Source organism: Castellaniella sp. (assembly GCF_034674885.1).
GTDB lineage: Bacteria > Pseudomonadota > Gammaproteobacteria > Burkholderiales > Burkholderiaceae_B > Castellaniella.
On the sequence record NZ_JAUCDS010000001.1, the window covers coordinates 286,912 to 303,002 of the forward strand.

The following is a 16,091-nucleotide window of genomic DNA, read 5'->3' on the forward strand; positions in this document are numbered from 1 at the left end:
CCCCCCGCACCATGTCCGCCTCCACACCTTTTTCACCGACTGCCAACGCCATTGCGGCGGAACACCCGACAACCCCCGACAGCGCGGCGGCCGCCGCGCACCGCCCCCACCGCAGCGTCAGCGAAAACAAGCTGGTCAAGCGGCTGCTGCGTGAAACCGGCAAGGCCATCGGCGACTATCAGATGATCGAGGACGGCGACCGCGTCATGGTCTGCCTGTCCGGCGGCAAGGATTCCTACGGCCTGCTGGATATCCTGCTGACGCTGCGCGAACGCGCGCCCATCCATTTCGATATCATCGCGGTCAACCTGGACCAGAAACAGCCCGGGTTCCCCGAACACGTGCTGCCTGACTATCTGAGCGCACGCGGCATCCCTTTCCACATCGAAAACCAGGATACGTATTCGGTGGTCAAGCGCCTGATTCCAGAGGGCAAGACGACATGTTCCCTGTGCTCGCGCCTGCGCCGAGGCATTCTGTACCGCGTAGCCCACGAACTGGGCGCCACCAAGATCGCCCTGGGACACCATCGCAACGACATCCTGGCAACCTTTTTCCTGAATCTGTTCTACGGCGGCCGCATGAAAGCCATGCCGCCGAAACTGGTGTCGGACAACGGCGAACACATCGTCATCCGGCCGCTGGCCTACGTGCACGAAAAGGACCTGATCGCCTATGCCCGGCTGCGCGAATTTCCCATCATCCCCTGCAACCTGTGCGGCTCGCAGGAAAACCTGAAGCGCAAGGAAATCAACCGCATGCTGGAAGAATGGGACCGGCATTTCTCCAACCGCACCTGGAACATATTCCGCGCGCTGTCACATGTGGTGCCATCCCACCTGATGGACCCGGCCCTGATGGATTTCCGCAGTCTGCGCCCCACAGGCCAGGCCGACGCCAACGGCGACCGGGCCTTTGACGAGGAAGACTTCCCGATGCCGGCATTCGCGGAAGACGAAGAGCTCAGCGATGCAAGCAGCCCGTTCGAACAGGTGGTCGCCCGGCCGCGCGTGCGGGCTTCCCGCGAATCCTGATCCGCCCGCTACTCGACCGTGGACCCTCCGCCCAGAATGTCGACGTGCGCCAGTTGCTCGTTCAGGAAATCCAGCAACGCGCGTGCGCGCGCCGGCATCATGCGGGAAGGAAACAGGGCGACCATCGGTATCGCCTCGAAAGACCAGTCCGGCAACACACGAACCAGACTGCCCTTGCGCTGATCGGGCGGCACGGACAGCGGCACGATGCCCATGTGCCGTTCGACCATGTACCGCAGCATCATCACATGATTGACGGCAATCCGCCCGTCGACCCGCACCTGCCTTTCCTCGCCTCCGGAAGAAAGCAGCTTCCATAGGGAATCTTCACGGCTGGCACTGGCGCGCAGGCACTGGTGCCCGGACAGATCGGCGGGCTCTGCGGGCACGCCATGCCGGCGCAGATATTCCCCAGACGCGTAGAGCCCCAGCGACAAGGTCCCCAGGCGCCGCGACACAATGCCGGAATCCGGCAGGCGCGAAGCCCGGATCACGACGTCGAAGCCATCCGCCTGCAGATCGATCTTGCGCACGCTCAGGTCGTACTCGCAGTCGATGTCGGGATAGCGGCGGGAAAATTCCGGCAAGGCGTCCTGCAGGAATGCCAGCGCCAGGCTGGATGGCAGCGAAACCCGGAGGTGGCCACGCGGCTGCCGGGCATCGTCCAGCAGCGCCTCGTGCGCAATGCGGGCTTCCTCGATGATGTGCCTGCAGCGCTCGAAGTAGGCCACCCCCACATCGGTCAGCACGACCTTGCGCGTGGACCGGTTCAGCAGGCGCACCCCGATGGATTTCTCCAACTGGGAAATCCGCCGCGAGAGGGTCGAGGCCGGCATCCCCAGGGCGTCGCCTGCGCGGGTGAACCCCTGGCTGCGGGCAACTTCGACGAACAACTCAAGATCGTTCAGGGACGGGGACATAATACGCAGCCGGCAAACGCAAACGGACGGACAAAGCGGTCGGACGTCCAGAAGCCATCCACCGATTGTCGATAAAAATGGAAAGCTGAATTCGCATCAGCCCAGTTTATCGCAGCGCAGCAAACGCGCACACTGTCTTCCATCGAGGCAGGGTCAGCAACACGTCGCGGAAAGCCCGTGATGACCCGGTCTCACGTTTCAACTTGAACTGAAGGAAACCATCATGAAAGTCGCTGCTACCGCCATTGTCGCCCTGTCGCTGGGCCTTGCCTCCGTCGGAATCGCTCAGGCCGATGAAGCCAACTACCCGGAAATCACGACGCCCAGCACCCAAACGCGCGCTGAAGTCGTCCAGGCGCTGCGGGTCGCACAATCCCAAGGCTTGGTCACAATCGGCGAGACCGCCAGCTACCCCCACCTGCAAGACGACAGCGCGCCTCTGACTCGCGCCCAAGTCCTGAAGGAACTGCAGCAAGCCGAGAACTCCGGCCTGGTCAGCATCGGCGAGGACAACCAGTATCCCAACATCCTGTAAACACAGGCCTGGGTTCGAAAGCCCGCCGCGCACGATGCGCGGCGGGCTTTTTTCATGCCCCGCGTACCCTGGCTGGTCACGCGGCCGGGGATCAGCCGATCCACAAGCTTGTGGATTCGCTACCGTAATTCCGCATTGACAGATTCTTGCCCACAGCAGGAAACTGATTCAGCTTCTCCGGAAAATGACACACATTTCCGCTAGCAAAGGTTGTTTTCAAGATTCATCTCGCATGCGCCGCCCCAAACGGCGCACGTCTCCGAGACGTACCAGAGGAGGATTCACATGAATGACAATCACAGCAACAGCGGAGCAGTCAGCCGCCGCACTTTGCTGAAGGCCGCCGGGGCAGCAGGCATCGCCACCCTGGCATCTCCCCAGATCGTCCTGGCGCAGGGCGATCAGCCCGTCAAGCTGGGGGTCGACAACCCACTCACCGGTACCTACGCCATCACCGGCCGCAACGAACTGCACGGCATGGAACTCGCCGTCGCGGAAATCAATGCCAAAGGCGGCATCCTGGGCCGGCCGGCCACGCTCGTCGTCGAAGACTCGACCAGCGGCGATGCCGGGGTCGCTGTCCAAAAAGCCCGCAAGCTCATCGACAAGGACAAGGTCGATTTCCTGGTCGGCAACGTCAATTCCGGCCTGACCATGGCCATGTCCGCCGTCGCCTACGAAAAGGGCGTCTTCATGATGGACCCCGGCGGGCACGCCGACCCCATCACGGGCAGCGAATGCCACTGGAACGTCTACCAGGTCGACCCTTCCACCACGCTGCTGGTCAATGCCATCGCGCCTTCCCTGGTCAAGCGCTTCGGCAAGAAATTCTATTTCCTGGTGCCGGATTATGCCTTCGGGCACGGCCTGCTGGACGCCTACAAGGTCAATCTGCAGAAGCTGGGAGCCACCAACCTGGGAGCCGACCTGATTCCCTTGGGCACGACCGAATATTCGTCCTATCTGATCAAGGCGCAGGCAGCCAATCCCGACGTCATCGTGATCCTGCAAAACGGCGAAGACCAGACCAACGTGCTCAAACAGGCCGTGCAGTTCGGCTTGGACAAACGCTTCCACATCGCGGGGGCCAATATCGAACTGGAAACCCTGGAAGCCCTGCCACCCACCGCCCGCATCGGCAACTGGGTCATCGAATGGTACTGGAATCAACCCGGCGTGCCCCACGTCAAGGAATTCACCGACGCCATCATGAAAAAGACCGGGCGCGTTCCAACGGCGCGCACCTGGTTCGGCCATACCGCCATCCACGCCTGCGCCCTGGCGGCCAACACGGCCAAATCCCTGGACGCCGTGAAAATGGCCCGCGCGCTCAACGGCCTGACGCTCCCTCCGGAAGTCGCCCTGCAACCGCATCCGGCCACGTTCCGCGCTGATCAGCACCTGCTGATCGGCACGCTATGGGCTGGCCACGCACAGGAAAAAGGCGATGCCGGCCCGGACGATCTCTTCAAGATCGACGAAGTCATCGAAAGCAACACGATCGCACCCTCCGTCGCGGAAACCGGGTGCAAGATGACCTGGCCTGCCTAGGCAAGCGCATGCACATGCGCAGGATATCGGGCGGCTCGACCCCGAACGCCGAACCGGCGGCGGGCCGCCCGACATTTCTCTCTGACAGCGACACTTCGGGGCTGTACATCCCCCGGCGGGGCACTGTCTTGCTCGACGGAGGCTCCTCGTGACCCAGCTGGTCCTTTTCAATATATTCAACGGACTGGTGATCGGCGCGTTCTACGCCCTCATGGCGCTGGGCCTGTCGCTGATCATCAACCTGACCAACGTCATCAATTTCGCCCACGGCGGATTCCTGGCCCTGGGCGCCTACATCGCCTATACCCTGCAGCCATACCTGGGCTTCTGGGGCGCCCTGATCGTGTCGCCTTTCCTGACGGCCCTGATCGGCATCCTGGTCGAACGCGTGCTGATCCGTCCCCTGTACGCCCGCGACCCGCTCTACAGCCTGTTGCTGACCTTCGGCCTGGCCTACGTGCTGCAGGACTCCGTGCGCTACATCTGGGGCGCCCAGGGCCTGCCCATCCAGGTCCCGGCCATACTGCAATCCTCGCTCAGCCCCACGCTCTTCTTCCTGACCGGCTACCGGGTGTTCATGGTCGCCCTGGTGGCCATCGCCGTCATCGTCCTGTTCCTCATCCTCAAGAAAACGCGGCTGGGCATGCGCATCCGCGCCGGCACCCTGGACCTGGAGATGGTCTCGGCCCTGGGGGTGGATGTGCGCATCCTGCGCAATCTGAATTTCGGCCTGGGGATCTTCTTCGCCGGCCTGGCGGGCGTGCTGGCCTCCGGCATGCTGGGCCTGACGCCCACGATCGGCGATCAACTGATCATGCCCAGCTTCGTCGCCGTCATCGTCGGCGGGTTGGGCAGCCTGATCGGCACCCTGTTCGGCGGGCTGCTCATCGGCATTGCCGCCGGGGTGGTCACCGTGTTCTATCCATCGGCATCCGAAGCAACCATCTACGTGATGATGGCACTCGTGCTGCTGGTTCGGCCGCACGGCCTGTTCGGCGAAGAAGGCGGGACCAAACTGTGAACAACAATACCGTCAACAAATCGATCAGCCTGATTGTCGTCTGGGCCATCCTGCTGACCCTGCCCACCTGGATCGGCTCCGTCGGCGGCTACACCGACCTGGCGACACGCGTCCTCATCATCGGACTGGCGGCCATGTCCACCAACCTGCTGGTCGGGCATTCAGGCGTCATGGCCTTCGGGCATGCCGCATATTTCGGGCTCAGCGCCTACGGCACCGGCCTGGTCATCAAATACCTGGTGCCCAGCACACCCCTGGGGTTCCTCGTCGGTGTTCTGACAGGGGCACTGGGCGGCGCCATCATCGGCTATCTGCTGGCGAAACTGCGTGGCATCTATTTCGCGCTGGCCACCATCGCCTTCGGCCAGGTGTTCTATTTCATCGCCTTTCGCTGGAACTCGGTCACCGGCGGCGACAATGGCCTGACCTTTCATCGGCAGCCCATCGACCTGGGCTTCATGCAGATCGACCTGTCCTCCAGCCTGGTGTTCTATTACACGGCCCTGGTGGTATTCGCCGTCTGCGCCGCGCTGATGTCCATCCTGCTGCGCTCGCCCTTCGGCCACACGCTGCTGGCCATGCGTGAAAACGAGCGACGGGCGCGGTTCCTGGGCATCCCGGTCAACCGCCACCTATGGCTGGCCTACACCGCATCCTGCGTCTTCGTAGCCTGCGCCGGGTCCCTGTACGGCATGCTGAACAATTTCGTCAGCCCCCACAACCTGCACTGGACCCAATCCGGCGATTTCGTGTTGATGGCGGTCATCGGCGGCATGCGCTCTTTCTGGGGGCCTCTGCTGGGGGCAGCCATCTTCGTGATACTGCAGGATTACCTGTCGAGCATCACCGACAGCTGGATGTTCTTCATCGGGATGATCTTCGTCCTGGTCGTGCTGTTCATTCCCCGAGGCATCGTCGGGCTGTTGCAGAGAAAAACATCATGAGCTTGCTCGAAGTCCACAACGTCACCCAGCGTTTCGGCGAACTGGCAGCCGTCAACCAGGTCTCGCTGAACGTCGAACAGGGTGAATTGCACGCCATCATCGGGCCCAACGGCGCCGGCAAGACGACGTTCTTCAACATGATCAGCGGTTTCTACCGCCCCACCAGCGGCCGCATCGTCTTCAACGGCAGCGACGTCACCGACCTGCCCGCTCACGAACGGGTCGGCCTGGGCATGGCGCGCACCTTCCAGATCACCGAAGTCTTTCCCGAACTCAGCGTGCGCGACAATCTGCGCATTGCCGTCGAGATCACACAAGGGCTGCGGATGAAGCTGTTCTCCACCCGTCGGCAGTCGGCCCAGACCGCCGCACAGGTGGACGAACTGCTGGAGACCGGCGGCCTGACGGCCAATGCCGACCGCCACGTCGGCGAACTGTCGCACGGTGACCAGCGGTCCACCGAAATCATGATGGCGCTGGCCCTGAAGCCCACGCTGCTGCTGCTCGATGAACCCGCCGCCGGCATGGGCAGCCAGGAAACCTACGACACCGCCGTGCTGATCCGCAGACTGCACCGCACGCAGAAACTGACCATCGTCCTGGTGGAACACGATATGCGGGTGATTTTCAACCTGGCCGACCGCATCACGGTCCTGACCGAAGGCGAAGTGCTGGAAGTGGGCACACCCGCCGAAATTGCGGCCAGCGAAAAGGTGCAAGTCGCCTACCTGGGGGAAAAACGTGAAGGCACTTGAGGTTCAGCAGCTGCATACGTACTACGGCAAGAGCCACATCCTGCAGGGGATCGACCTGGAAGTCCAGGAAGGCGAACTCGTTACCCTGCTGGGGCGCAATGGCGCGGGCAAGTCGACGACCCTGCGCAGCATCATGGGCCTGACACCGGCTCGCAGTGGCCACATCCAGGTCTTCGGCAAGGAATCCACCCATCTGGCACCCTTTCGCATCGCCCAGATGGGCGTCGGCCTGGTCCCCGAAGGGCGGCGCGTCTTCGCCAACCTGACGGTGGACGAGAACCTGAAAGTCCCCGTAGACCGGCCGGGCCACTGGAACATCGCGCGCATCTACCAGCTGTTTCCTCGACTGGAAGAACGCAAGCACCACAAAGGCAAGCAGCTGTCGGGAGGCGAACAGGAAATGCTGTCCATCGCCCGCGTGCTGCTGCTCAACCCCCGGCTGCTGTTGCTCGACGAGCCCTCCCAGGGGCTGGCGCCGCTGATCGTGAAAAACGTGTTCGACGTCATCGTCGCCGCCCGGAATGCCGGAACGTCCGTGCTGCTGATCGAACAGAACGTCCGCGCCGCCATCGAAGTGGCCGACCGCGCCTACGTCCTGGACCGAGGCCAGATCACCCATACCGGGTCTGCGGCGGAATTCGGCCAGGACGAACAGCGCGTGCAGGAGCTGGCGGGGGCCAGCGCCCAGAAATGGGATTTCCCGGACGATTGATCCTCCGGCGGCAGATTCACAGCCGCCCGGCCGCCCGCACCAGATCCGCCAGCGTGCGCACGGCCATCTTGTGCATGACGCGGCTGCGGCGCACCTTGACGGTGATCTCGCTGATGTGAAGTTCCGCCGCGATCTGCTTGTTCAGCATGCCGCGCACCACCCGATCCATCACGGCGCGTTCGCCCTCGGTCAATGTCGCCCAGCGATCGCGCACTTCGGCTGCGCCCGACATCGCGGCGCGCTGCGTGCGGTCCTTCTCCAGCGCCGCATGGATGGCATCCAGCAGGTCCTGGTCGCGGAAAGGCTTGGTCAGGAAATCCACCGCCCCCAGCTTCATGGCGCTGACGGACATGGGAATGTCGCCATGCCCGGTGATCATCACCACGGGCATCCGGCGCCGGGCCGCATCCATGCGGCGCAGGAAATCCATACCGCTTTGGCCCGGCAGGCGTACATCCAGGACCAGGCAGGCAGGCCCGTCGCCGGTGCCGGCTTCCAGAAATTCCCGCACCGATGCGAAACCACGCACGGGCAGACCGACCGAATGCATCAGGTCTTCCAGCGATTCGCGCAGCGAGGCATCGTCATCAATGAGATAGACACAAGGCGAATCGTCCAGTGCCGCAAGCGTCATGGCGCGTGCTCCGGGTGCGCAGCTGGCAGCGTGAAGCAGAACACCGCGCCGCCGCTCTGGCCGGCTTGCGCCCAGAGGCGACCACCGTGGCTTTCGATGATGTCCCGGCTGATGGTCAGACCCAGGCCGGTCCCATCCGGTTTGGTGGTCCAGAAGGTATCGAACAGCCTGTCCTGCGCCTGAGGGCTCAGCCCGGGTCCGCTATCGGCCAGCGAAAGCCGCACCAGCCCTGAGTCGTCGTTGCCCAGGCTCAGGGCCAGGCGGCGCCCGTCAGCCGGCGTATCGCGCATGGCCTCGATCGCATTGAGCACCAGATTGACCAGCACCTGACCGATCTGCACGCGGTCGGCCATCACGGCAGGCAGGCCATCCTGGATCTGCTCGGACAGCACGACTTCGTTGCGATCCAGTTCGCCCTGGGCCAGCGCCACGACTTCCTCGACCACGTCAGCCAGCCTGACCGGCACTCTCTGCGGCTCGGCATTACGGATCTGGCTGCGTATCCTCGCCACCACGTCGCTGGCCCGATCAGCGTCATCGATCATGCGCTGCAAGGCCCGCAGCGCCCGTTCCAGATTTGGCGGATCATGTTCCAGCCAGCGCTGGCACGCGCTGCCGCTGGTGACGATGGCAGCCAGCGGCTGGTTGATTTCGTGGGCGATCGAGGCGGTCAGCCCGCCCAGGCTGCGGATGCGGGCCATACGCACCAGGTGCGCACGCATCTCGAAGGCGGCGTCCTGGGCCGCAGCGCGCTGCAGCGCCAGGTAGGCGGTGATGGCGATGGCGGCAATGCTGATCAGCGCATTGATCAGGCCCGATTCGTGCAAGCCATGCCCCTTGGGCGTGAGCAGCAGGCTGAGCACGGTCAGCACGACGCAGGCCGCCGTCAGCACGGTCACGCCGCGCCGGGACAGGAAACCGAGCCCGGCCAGGATCACCGCCACGTAGAACACGGCCGCCGCGATTTCAAGCCGCGTGAACGTGTCGGCGACGAAAATGGCCGCCATCAGCACAGCCAGCCAGGCCATGCCGATGCGCGGATGTTGCTTGAAATGTCCGGACAGCCTGAACAGCATGCGCGATGTTCTCCCTGGATCAGGACGCGGCGCCCGGTCTGCGCCGATGCAGGCCGGCACCTGCCATTGTAGAGGCGCCGCGTCCCGATGGATCAGTGCCAGCTAGTCAGTACCAGCCTCCATTTCGACGGATATAGGCGGTCTTCACCTGCTGCGTCAGCGCGACATAGCCAGCCATGGTCAGGATCAGCCATGCGAAATAGACTGGCGGCAGGCTGACGAAGCCCATGGCCTCGGCCAGCGGCGAAAAGGGCAGCCAGCACGCCAGCCCGATGGCGGCGCAGGTCGACAACAGAACCGGCGACGCGGCGGTGCTTTGCAGGAAGGGGATCCGGCGCGTACGCAGCATGTGGACCACGAACGTCTGCGACACCAGTCCTTCGATGAACCAGCCGGAATTCATGATGGCCTGGCCGCCGTCACCGCCCCGCAACGCATAGGCCGCCCCTGCGCCGAATACCGTCCACATCAAGGCATAGGTGGTGATGTCGAAGACCGAAGACGTCGGCCCCAACCACAGCATGAAGCGCCGGATATTGCCCGCCTCCCATTTGCGCGGCTTTTTCATGAACTCGTCGTCCATGTGGTCCCAGGGCAGCGTCAGCTGAGAGATGTCGTAGACCAGGTTCTGAATCAGCAACTGCAGGGCCAGCATCGGTTCCCAGGGCAGCCAGGCCGAGGCCACCAGCACGGAGAGCACATTGCCGAAGTTGGAACTGGCGGTCATGTTCAGGTACTTGAGGATATTGCCAAAGGTCTCGCGCCCCATGACCACCCCCTGCTCCAGCACCATCAGGTCCTTTTCCAGCAGCACGATGTCGGCCGTCTCCTTGGCAATGTCGGCACCGGAATCGACTGAAATACCCACGTCGGCGTCACGCAATGCAGGCGCATCGTTGATGCCATCCCCCAGGAACCCCACCGTGTGGCCGTTGGCCTGCAAGGCCTTGACCACGCGGGATTTCTGCAGTGGCGTGAGCTTGGCGAACAGCACGGCCGACTCCACGCGGCGGCGCAGCACCGCATCGTCCGTGCCTTCGATGTCGGCGCCCAGCATCAGGCGGCCATCGCCGGCCACGCCGACATCCAGGCCCACCTCGCGGCAGACCCTGGCGGCGACGATGGGATTGTCCCCAGTCAGCACCTTGACGGCCACGCCATATTCATTGAGCGCGCGGATCGCCGCCAAGGCGGAATCCTTGGGCGGATCCAGAAAGGTCAGAAAGCCGCGCACCACCAGGTCACGCTCGTCGGCAGCAGCGAATTGCACGCCATCCTGCGCGGGCAGGCGGCGCGCGGCCACCACCAGCACGCGAAAGCCGTCGCGGTTGTACTCCTCGGCCCGTCGCAGCAGGCGCTCGCGCAGCGACCCATCCAGCGGCACCTCGCGCCCGCCCACGATCGCGTGGGTGCTGACGGCCAGCATTTCTTCCACGGCGCCCTTGGTGATCATGTCCAGAGCGCCATCGGCATCCCGGACCACCACCGACAGACGGCGACGGACAAAATCGAAGGGAATTTCATCCACTTTCTCGACCCCGGCGCAGGCGCTCCAATCCCGCGTTTCCTGCGCACTGGTCACGATGGCGCGATCCATCAGGTTGCGCTGCCCGCTCTGGTGGACGCTGTTGAGCCATCCCAGGCGCAGCACGTCATCGTCCTCTTCGCCGTCCACGTTGAAGTGGTGTTCCAGGATGATGCGGTCCTGTGTCAGCGTGCCCGTCTTGTCGGTGCACAGCACATCCATGGCGCCAAAGTTCTGCACGGAATTCAGCCGCTTGACGACCACCTTGCGCCGCGCCATGGCGACCGCGCCCTTCGCCAGATTGGTCGAGACGATCATGGGCAGCATTTCCGGCGTCAGCCCCACGGCCACGGCCAATGCGAAGGTCAGGGCCGTGACCCAGTCGCCCTTGGTCACGCCATTGATGAGAAAGACGATCGGGACCATGATCAGCATGAACTTGATCAGCAGCCAGGAAACGCTGTTGACGCCCCGATCAAAGCTGGTTTCCACCCGCTTGGTCGACGTGACGTTACGAGCCAGAGAGCCGAAATACGTGTTCTGACCGGTGGCGGCCACCACGGCAGTCGCAGTGCCGCTGACCACATTGGTCCCCATGAAGCACATGCCGGCCAGATCCAGCAGGCTGGCACCCTCGCGGGACGGAGCATCCGCGTGCTTGGCGCTGACGTTGCCCAGCGTATCGTATTTTTCGACGGGAATGGCTTCGCCGGTCAGGATGGCCTGGCTGATGAACAGGTCGCGCGAATGCAGCAGACGCACGTCCGCCGGAATCATGTCGCCGGCCTGCAGTTCGACGATGTCGCCCGGCACCAGTTCGCTCATGGGCAGCTCGCAACGCACCGGCACGCTGGCCTGGAGATCGCGGCGCAGCACCGTGGCGGTGCTGCGCACCATGGACTTCAGCCGCTCGGCCGCACGGCCGGATCGGTATTCCTGGACAAAGCGCAGCAAGCCGCTGATCGCCACCATCGTCATCATGATGACGATGCCGGTCCATTCACGGTCTGCAGGCGCCGCGAAATGGACGTCGGTGAAATACGATACGGTCGCCAGCCCCAGCAGGACCATCACGAACGGATTGCGGAATGCGGACAACAACTGCAGCCAGGCTGGCGCGGGTTTATCGTGCGAGACCTCGTTCAGACCATCCACTGCGCGCCGGGCAACGACCTCGGCGGCGGTCAGCCCATCGCGCCGGGCGTGCAGCGCCTCAAGGCTGTCCTGGGCGGACAATTGCGCATGCCGGGCAATCGGCATGATCCTGGATGTTCGAGGCGTCCGGGGCGCCGTCGGGCTGCCGGGCGCCCCGGACAGGCGTGGCAGCAATGCTTCGTTGACTTGCTTCATGGTGGTGCTCCCGCTCAGACAGCCTGCGCAGGAGCGCGCCCACGATCAAGGCGCAAGCGTCTCCCGCCCAATGCGAGTCCGGGCTCGATGGGTACTGGAAGTGGGATGAGTCGGGCAATGGCGCGCCGCGCAGATCGCCGGATCGCCTTCTGTATCGCCGCTATCTGACTCGCTGTCGTCGGTCATGGTGCACATGCCTCCTGTCAGGTCGAAAATGGGCGGATGGCTGCAAAGCCAGGAAGAGTGTAGAACGCAAGCCCGGTGCCGAACAGGCACCGGGCCATATACTTTGGTATAGGTTGGCTCAGCCCAGCGCCGTATCCAGGAACATCATCACCCCAAACCCCGCCATCAGGCCCACCGTAGCCGCCGTCTGATGCCCGTTGCGGTGGGTTTCAGGGATGACTTCGTGAGACACCACGAAAATCATCGCCCCTGCGGCGATCCCCAGGCTGACGGGATAGGCGATGGGCAGGCCGCTGGCCATGCCGACCCCGACCAGCGCCCCCAGAGGTTCCATCAGCCCCGAGGCGACCGCCACCCCGACGGCGGGCCCCATGCCCAGGCCAATGGCCCGCAGGGCCAGCGCCACAGCCAGGCCTTCTGGAATGTCCTGGATGGCGATGGCCGTGGTCAGCGGCAGGCCGACCGACAGGTCGCCCTGGGCGAAACCGACTCCGATGGCCATGCCCTCGGGCAGATTGTGCAGGATGATTGCCAGCACAAAGAGCCAGACCCCGCTGATCCGTTCGGTCGCCGGGCCTTGCGGGCCTGCGTCCTCGTGGGTGTGTGGGGTGAAGTAATCCAGCCCCAGCATCAGCAAGACTCCCAGAGCCAGGCCCACCACCACGGTGAAGGCCGCCCCCGTACCGCTGTCCAGCAGATCACGGGCTGCATCCAGCCCCGGCAGAATCAGCGAGAACGATGCCGCCGCCAGCATCATGCCGGCGGCAAAACCCAGCATGCAGTCCTGGGCACGGGTCTCGACCCGGCGCAGCACCAGCGCCCCCAAGGCCCCCAGGGCCGTGGCCCCAAAACCCGCCAGGCCGCCCAGTGCCGCATAGCCCAGATAGTCGCGGTTATCGCCCGAAAACGATTCCACTCCGCTGCTGAGCAACAGCCAGAGCACCGCCAGCAAGGCCACCAGCAGCCCCACGGCGGGAATCCGGTGTTCCTGCCACTGGCGGCGCCAGGCATTCAATATTGAAACCGCCATTCATTTCCCCCTGGAACACATACGACTGCGACACGCTACGATACTGCACCGGATCGGCGCAGGCACACGCGCCCGTGCCTGGCGGCAGGCCGAATCAATATATGACGAATGGGGAATGATGCAGGGTCGGCCTCCTAGCCCCCTCAGAATACGATCGTTCGCGTCATCAGCGTAGCGCTGGCTGGACATAAGCTTCGGGCTTGTCGAGTGGCCAGGATGGTTTGCGGTGCATCCGCCCTGTCAGCGGCTTTGAAGCCTATCCGTTCGAAGAATGGCGCAGCCGTTTCCGTCAGCAGCCAGGATTGGCGAGCTCCTTGGTCATAAGCACGCTGCTGCAGCAAGGCCAGAAGATCACGCCCTATGCCTTGGCCCCTGTCTGCCGAGGGCACGACGATGGACCGCAGCAGCACGTCTCGTCCATAGCACTCGAAGCCGCCATAGCCGATCAACCGGCCAGAGCGCAAGCGGTAGGCGTAGAAGGCCCGGTCGCCCTCAGCCAGGTCATCTACGGGCAAGCCGGCCTCCAGCAGTGCAGCGACAAAACCGGGATCACTTCCGGTGACGGGATCGTCGTGCAGGGGATTGATCGTGGTATTCATAGTACAGGCTCCCGAACAGGTGTCTCGGCGCTACAAACGCACCAACCACGGGCGCGGTTGACCGCCTTGACCTGCATGGGGCTGATCATCCGCCAGATCCGCACCGTTGTCGACCTGAAGACCGAAGTAGCCCAGCCCCAGCTCGTGATTGCGTGCGGAGACGGCAAAAGAGAGTATGGCACCATCTGTTTTCCGCACCCTTCCGTACCGCCCTATGGGGATAGCATGGGAAATTTCGCAGAGTACTGATAATAGAGGGGAATTTGGTGGGCGGTACAAGGTTCGAACTTGTGACCCCTGCCGTGTGAAGGCAGTGCTCTACCACTGAGCTAACCGCCCAATCGGGATACTGTCCGGATCAGCGCAGGAAGCGCCAGGACAGCCGACTGGAAAGACCGAAATTGTACATGAATTCAGATAGGCCTGCCGACTGCGGAAATCGCCTGCCGTGAACGGGCAGGACCCGTCGCGCATCAGGCGGGCGCGGAATCCCCTTCGGCGGTGGCGGGCGATTCCAGTTCACGCCACAGGCTGCGCCCCCCCGCCGCCTTGTCCAGGCCGTCCAGATAGGCCTCGTGGGCCTGCCGGGCCTGGGCGCTGACCTGGATCACGGGCAGGCCGGATGCATCGAAACGATCCAGGGCAGCCGCCGCGCCGGCCCCGGTCTTGCGGCCCGAATCGCCTTCGCCGCCCAGCAGGGAATTCTGGCCGCGCGTCATCGCCAGCCAGACCTCGCCCAGCAATTCCGAGTCCAGCAGGGCGCCGTGCAGGGTACGGTGCGCATTGGAAATCCCGAAGCGATCGCACAGCGCATCCAGGTTGTTGCGCTTGCCCGGGAACATCTCGCGGGCCACCATCAGGGAATCGGTGATCTTTCCACACAGGTCGGGGAACATCGGCAGGCCGGCGCGCTTCAGTTCCGAGTTCAGGAACTTCACGTCGAATGCGGCGTTGTGGATGATGACCTCGGCATCGCGCACGAAATCGACCAGCTGCTGGGCGATTTCCGGGAAACGCGGGTGCCCGGACAGGAATTCCGTGGTCAGGCCGTGGACATTAAAGGCTTCGGGGTCGCTGTCGCGATCCGGGTTCAGGTACAGGTGCAGATGGCGATCCGTCACCTGGCGGTTGACGATCTCTACACAGGCCAGTTCAACTACCCGATGGCCCTGTTCGGGCTCCAGGCCGGTGGTTTCGGTATCCAGGACGATTTGGCGCATGGCAGGAAAAAGAGTGATTCAAGAAATTCTGGAACGGCACGTGCCGAGTGCGGCCTGCCATCATGGGCAGGTGGATCATCCAGCCCGCGCCAGGTCTTCCACGCCCTGATTGGCCAGGGCATCGGCGCGTTCGTTGCCGGGATCGCCGGCATGGCCCTTGACCCAGCGCCAGTGTAGTTCATGCTGTCCGGCCAGGGCATCCAGGTCTTGCCACAGGTCGGCATTCTTCACCGGTTTCTTGTCAGCCGTGCGCCAATCCCGCTGTTTCCAGTTGGGCAGCCACTGCGTCATGCCCTTTTGCACGTAGACGGAATCTGTGTGCACCGTGACCACGCAGCGGCGCTTGAGCGCCCGCAGCGCCTGGATGACGGCCATGAGTTCCATGCGATTGTTGGTCGTCAGGGTCTCGCCGCCATACAGGGTCTTTTCATGTGGCCCCTGACGCAGCAGGGCACCCCAGCCCCCCGGCCCGGGATTGCCCTTGCAAGCCCCGTCCGTCCAGATGTCCACGTGTGGTTCCGCCATTGATTTCCTGCTAGAAGAGTTTCCGGTCGACGCCGGTGTCGTCGATCTGCTTGGCGACCGGGGCGACGGCACCGCGCCGCACACGGCGGCGGCGACCCTTGCGCCAGGCAGGCCCCACCAGCCGCATGCCGGACACCCGTTTGACGGCGGCGATCGCATAGACCGCACCGCCCGCAGGCCACCAGCGGTCGCCGGCATGTTCCATGAAATGCCAGCGCTGCAGCCAGGCCGGCGTCGCGCACAAAGGCACATAGCAGCCGAACCGCCCCCGATCGAGCTCGAAGGATAACAGCTTGAACCAGTCTTTCAAACGCGAGGGGGACACCTGGGACGGCACCGAGACCGGCAACTGCAAGGCCAGCCCTGGCAGGGATTCGCGCAGCCCCCACAGGCTGTAGGGGTTGAAGCCCGTCATCACGACCCGCCCTTCGGGCATCAGGACGCGTTCGACCTCGCGCAGCACCTGGTGGGGAT

15 protein-coding genes, 1 tRNA gene and 1 pseudogene are annotated in these 16,091 nt (G+C 63.8%); 7 read left to right on the forward strand and 10 right to left on the reverse strand.

The window, feature by feature from the left end; all coding sequences use genetic code 11:
- Positions 1-11: 11 nt before the first annotated feature.
- A complete protein-coding gene (ttcA, locus tag VDP74_RS01415) occupies positions 12-1,034 on the forward strand; it encodes a tRNA 2-thiocytidine(32) synthetase TtcA (protein WP_322997816.1) in 1,023 nt (340 codons plus the stop codon).
- Between the two features lie 8 nt (positions 1,035-1,042).
- Here ttcA and VDP74_RS01420 read toward each other — a convergent pair whose 3' ends face one another.
- The gene (locus VDP74_RS01420; protein WP_322997817.1) at positions 1,043-1,954 is read right to left on the reverse strand and encodes a LysR family transcriptional regulator; all 912 of its coding nucleotides are present in this window, start codon (positions 1,952-1,954) and stop codon (positions 1,043-1,045) included.
- Positions 1,955-2,177: 223 nt separating this feature from the next.
- On the opposite strand from VDP74_RS01420, the gene VDP74_RS01425 reads away from it, so the two are divergent.
- The 6 genes from VDP74_RS01425 to VDP74_RS01450 all read left to right on the forward strand — a co-directional run bounded on the left by VDP74_RS01425 (position 2,178) and on the right by VDP74_RS01450 (position 7,472).
- A complete protein-coding gene (locus tag VDP74_RS01425) occupies positions 2,178-2,489 on the forward strand; it encodes a DUF4148 domain-containing protein (RefSeq protein WP_322997818.1) in 312 nt (103 codons plus the stop codon).
- A gap of 285 nt (positions 2,490-2,774) precedes the next feature.
- Entirely contained in the window at positions 2,775-4,040 is a 1,266-nt protein-coding gene (locus VDP74_RS01430; RefSeq protein WP_322997819.1) for an ABC transporter substrate-binding protein, read from the forward strand.
- A gap of 148 nt (positions 4,041-4,188) precedes the next feature.
- Entirely contained in the window at positions 4,189-5,061 is an 873-nt protein-coding gene (locus VDP74_RS01435) for a branched-chain amino acid ABC transporter permease (protein WP_322997820.1), read from the forward strand.
- Complete coding sequence (locus VDP74_RS01440) at positions 5,058-6,005, forward strand: branched-chain amino acid ABC transporter permease (RefSeq protein ID WP_322997821.1); 948 nt, start codon at positions 5,058-5,060, stop codon at positions 6,003-6,005. The genes VDP74_RS01435 and VDP74_RS01440 overlap by 4 nt, the downstream gene beginning before the upstream one ends.
- Entirely contained in the window at positions 6,002-6,760 is a 759-nt protein-coding gene (locus VDP74_RS01445; protein WP_322997822.1) for an ABC transporter ATP-binding protein, read from the forward strand. The genes VDP74_RS01440 and VDP74_RS01445 overlap by 4 nt, the downstream gene beginning before the upstream one ends.
- Positions 6,747-7,472: an ABC transporter ATP-binding protein gene (locus VDP74_RS01450; protein ID WP_322997823.1), complete on the forward strand. Its 726-nt coding sequence runs from the start codon at positions 6,747-6,749 to the stop codon at positions 7,470-7,472. The genes VDP74_RS01445 and VDP74_RS01450 overlap by 14 nt, the downstream gene beginning before the upstream one ends.
- 16 nt (positions 7,473-7,488) lie before the next feature.
- Here VDP74_RS01450 and VDP74_RS01455 read toward each other — a convergent pair whose 3' ends face one another.
- The 9 genes and pseudogenes from VDP74_RS01455 to VDP74_RS01495 all read right to left on the reverse strand — a co-directional run.
- Entirely contained in the window at positions 7,489-8,106 is a 618-nt protein-coding gene (locus tag VDP74_RS01455) for a response regulator transcription factor (protein WP_322997824.1), read from the reverse strand.
- Positions 8,103-9,182, reverse strand: coding sequence for a sensor histidine kinase (locus VDP74_RS01460; RefSeq protein ID WP_322997825.1), 1,080 nt, complete (start codon positions 9,180-9,182; stop codon positions 8,103-8,105). Before VDP74_RS01460 ends, VDP74_RS01455 begins: the two co-directional genes overlap by 4 nt.
- 106 nt (positions 9,183-9,288) lie before the next feature.
- A complete protein-coding gene (gene mgtA, locus VDP74_RS01465; protein WP_322997826.1) occupies positions 9,289-12,057 on the reverse strand; it encodes a magnesium-translocating P-type ATPase in 2,769 nt (922 codons plus the stop codon).
- A 304-nt stretch (positions 12,058-12,361) separates the two neighbouring features.
- Positions 12,362-13,273 (reverse strand): ZIP family metal transporter, encoded by a 912-nt coding sequence (locus VDP74_RS01470; protein ID WP_322997827.1) that lies wholly within the window; start codon positions 13,271-13,273, stop codon positions 12,362-12,364.
- Positions 13,274-13,416: 143 nt separating this feature from the next.
- On the reverse strand, positions 13,417-13,872 hold the full coding sequence (gene arsN2, locus VDP74_RS01475; RefSeq protein ID WP_322997828.1) for an arsenic resistance N-acetyltransferase ArsN2: 456 nt from the start codon (positions 13,870-13,872) through the stop codon (positions 13,417-13,419).
- 264 nt (positions 13,873-14,136) lie between these two features.
- Positions 14,137-14,211, reverse strand: a tRNA-Val gene (locus VDP74_RS01480).
- Positions 14,212-14,345: 134 nt separating this feature from the next.
- Positions 14,346-15,092, reverse strand: coding sequence for a DNA polymerase III subunit epsilon (gene dnaQ, locus VDP74_RS01485; protein WP_322997829.1), 747 nt, complete (start codon positions 15,090-15,092; stop codon positions 14,346-14,348).
- A gap of 75 nt (positions 15,093-15,167) precedes the next feature.
- Positions 15,168-15,617 (reverse strand): ribonuclease HI, encoded by a 450-nt coding sequence (gene rnhA, locus VDP74_RS01490; RefSeq protein WP_322997830.1) that lies wholly within the window; start codon positions 15,615-15,617, stop codon positions 15,168-15,170.
- A gap of 10 nt (positions 15,618-15,627) precedes the next feature.
- Positions 15,628-16,091, reverse strand: a pseudogene (locus VDP74_RS01495) (SAM-dependent methyltransferase); the annotation flags it as partial.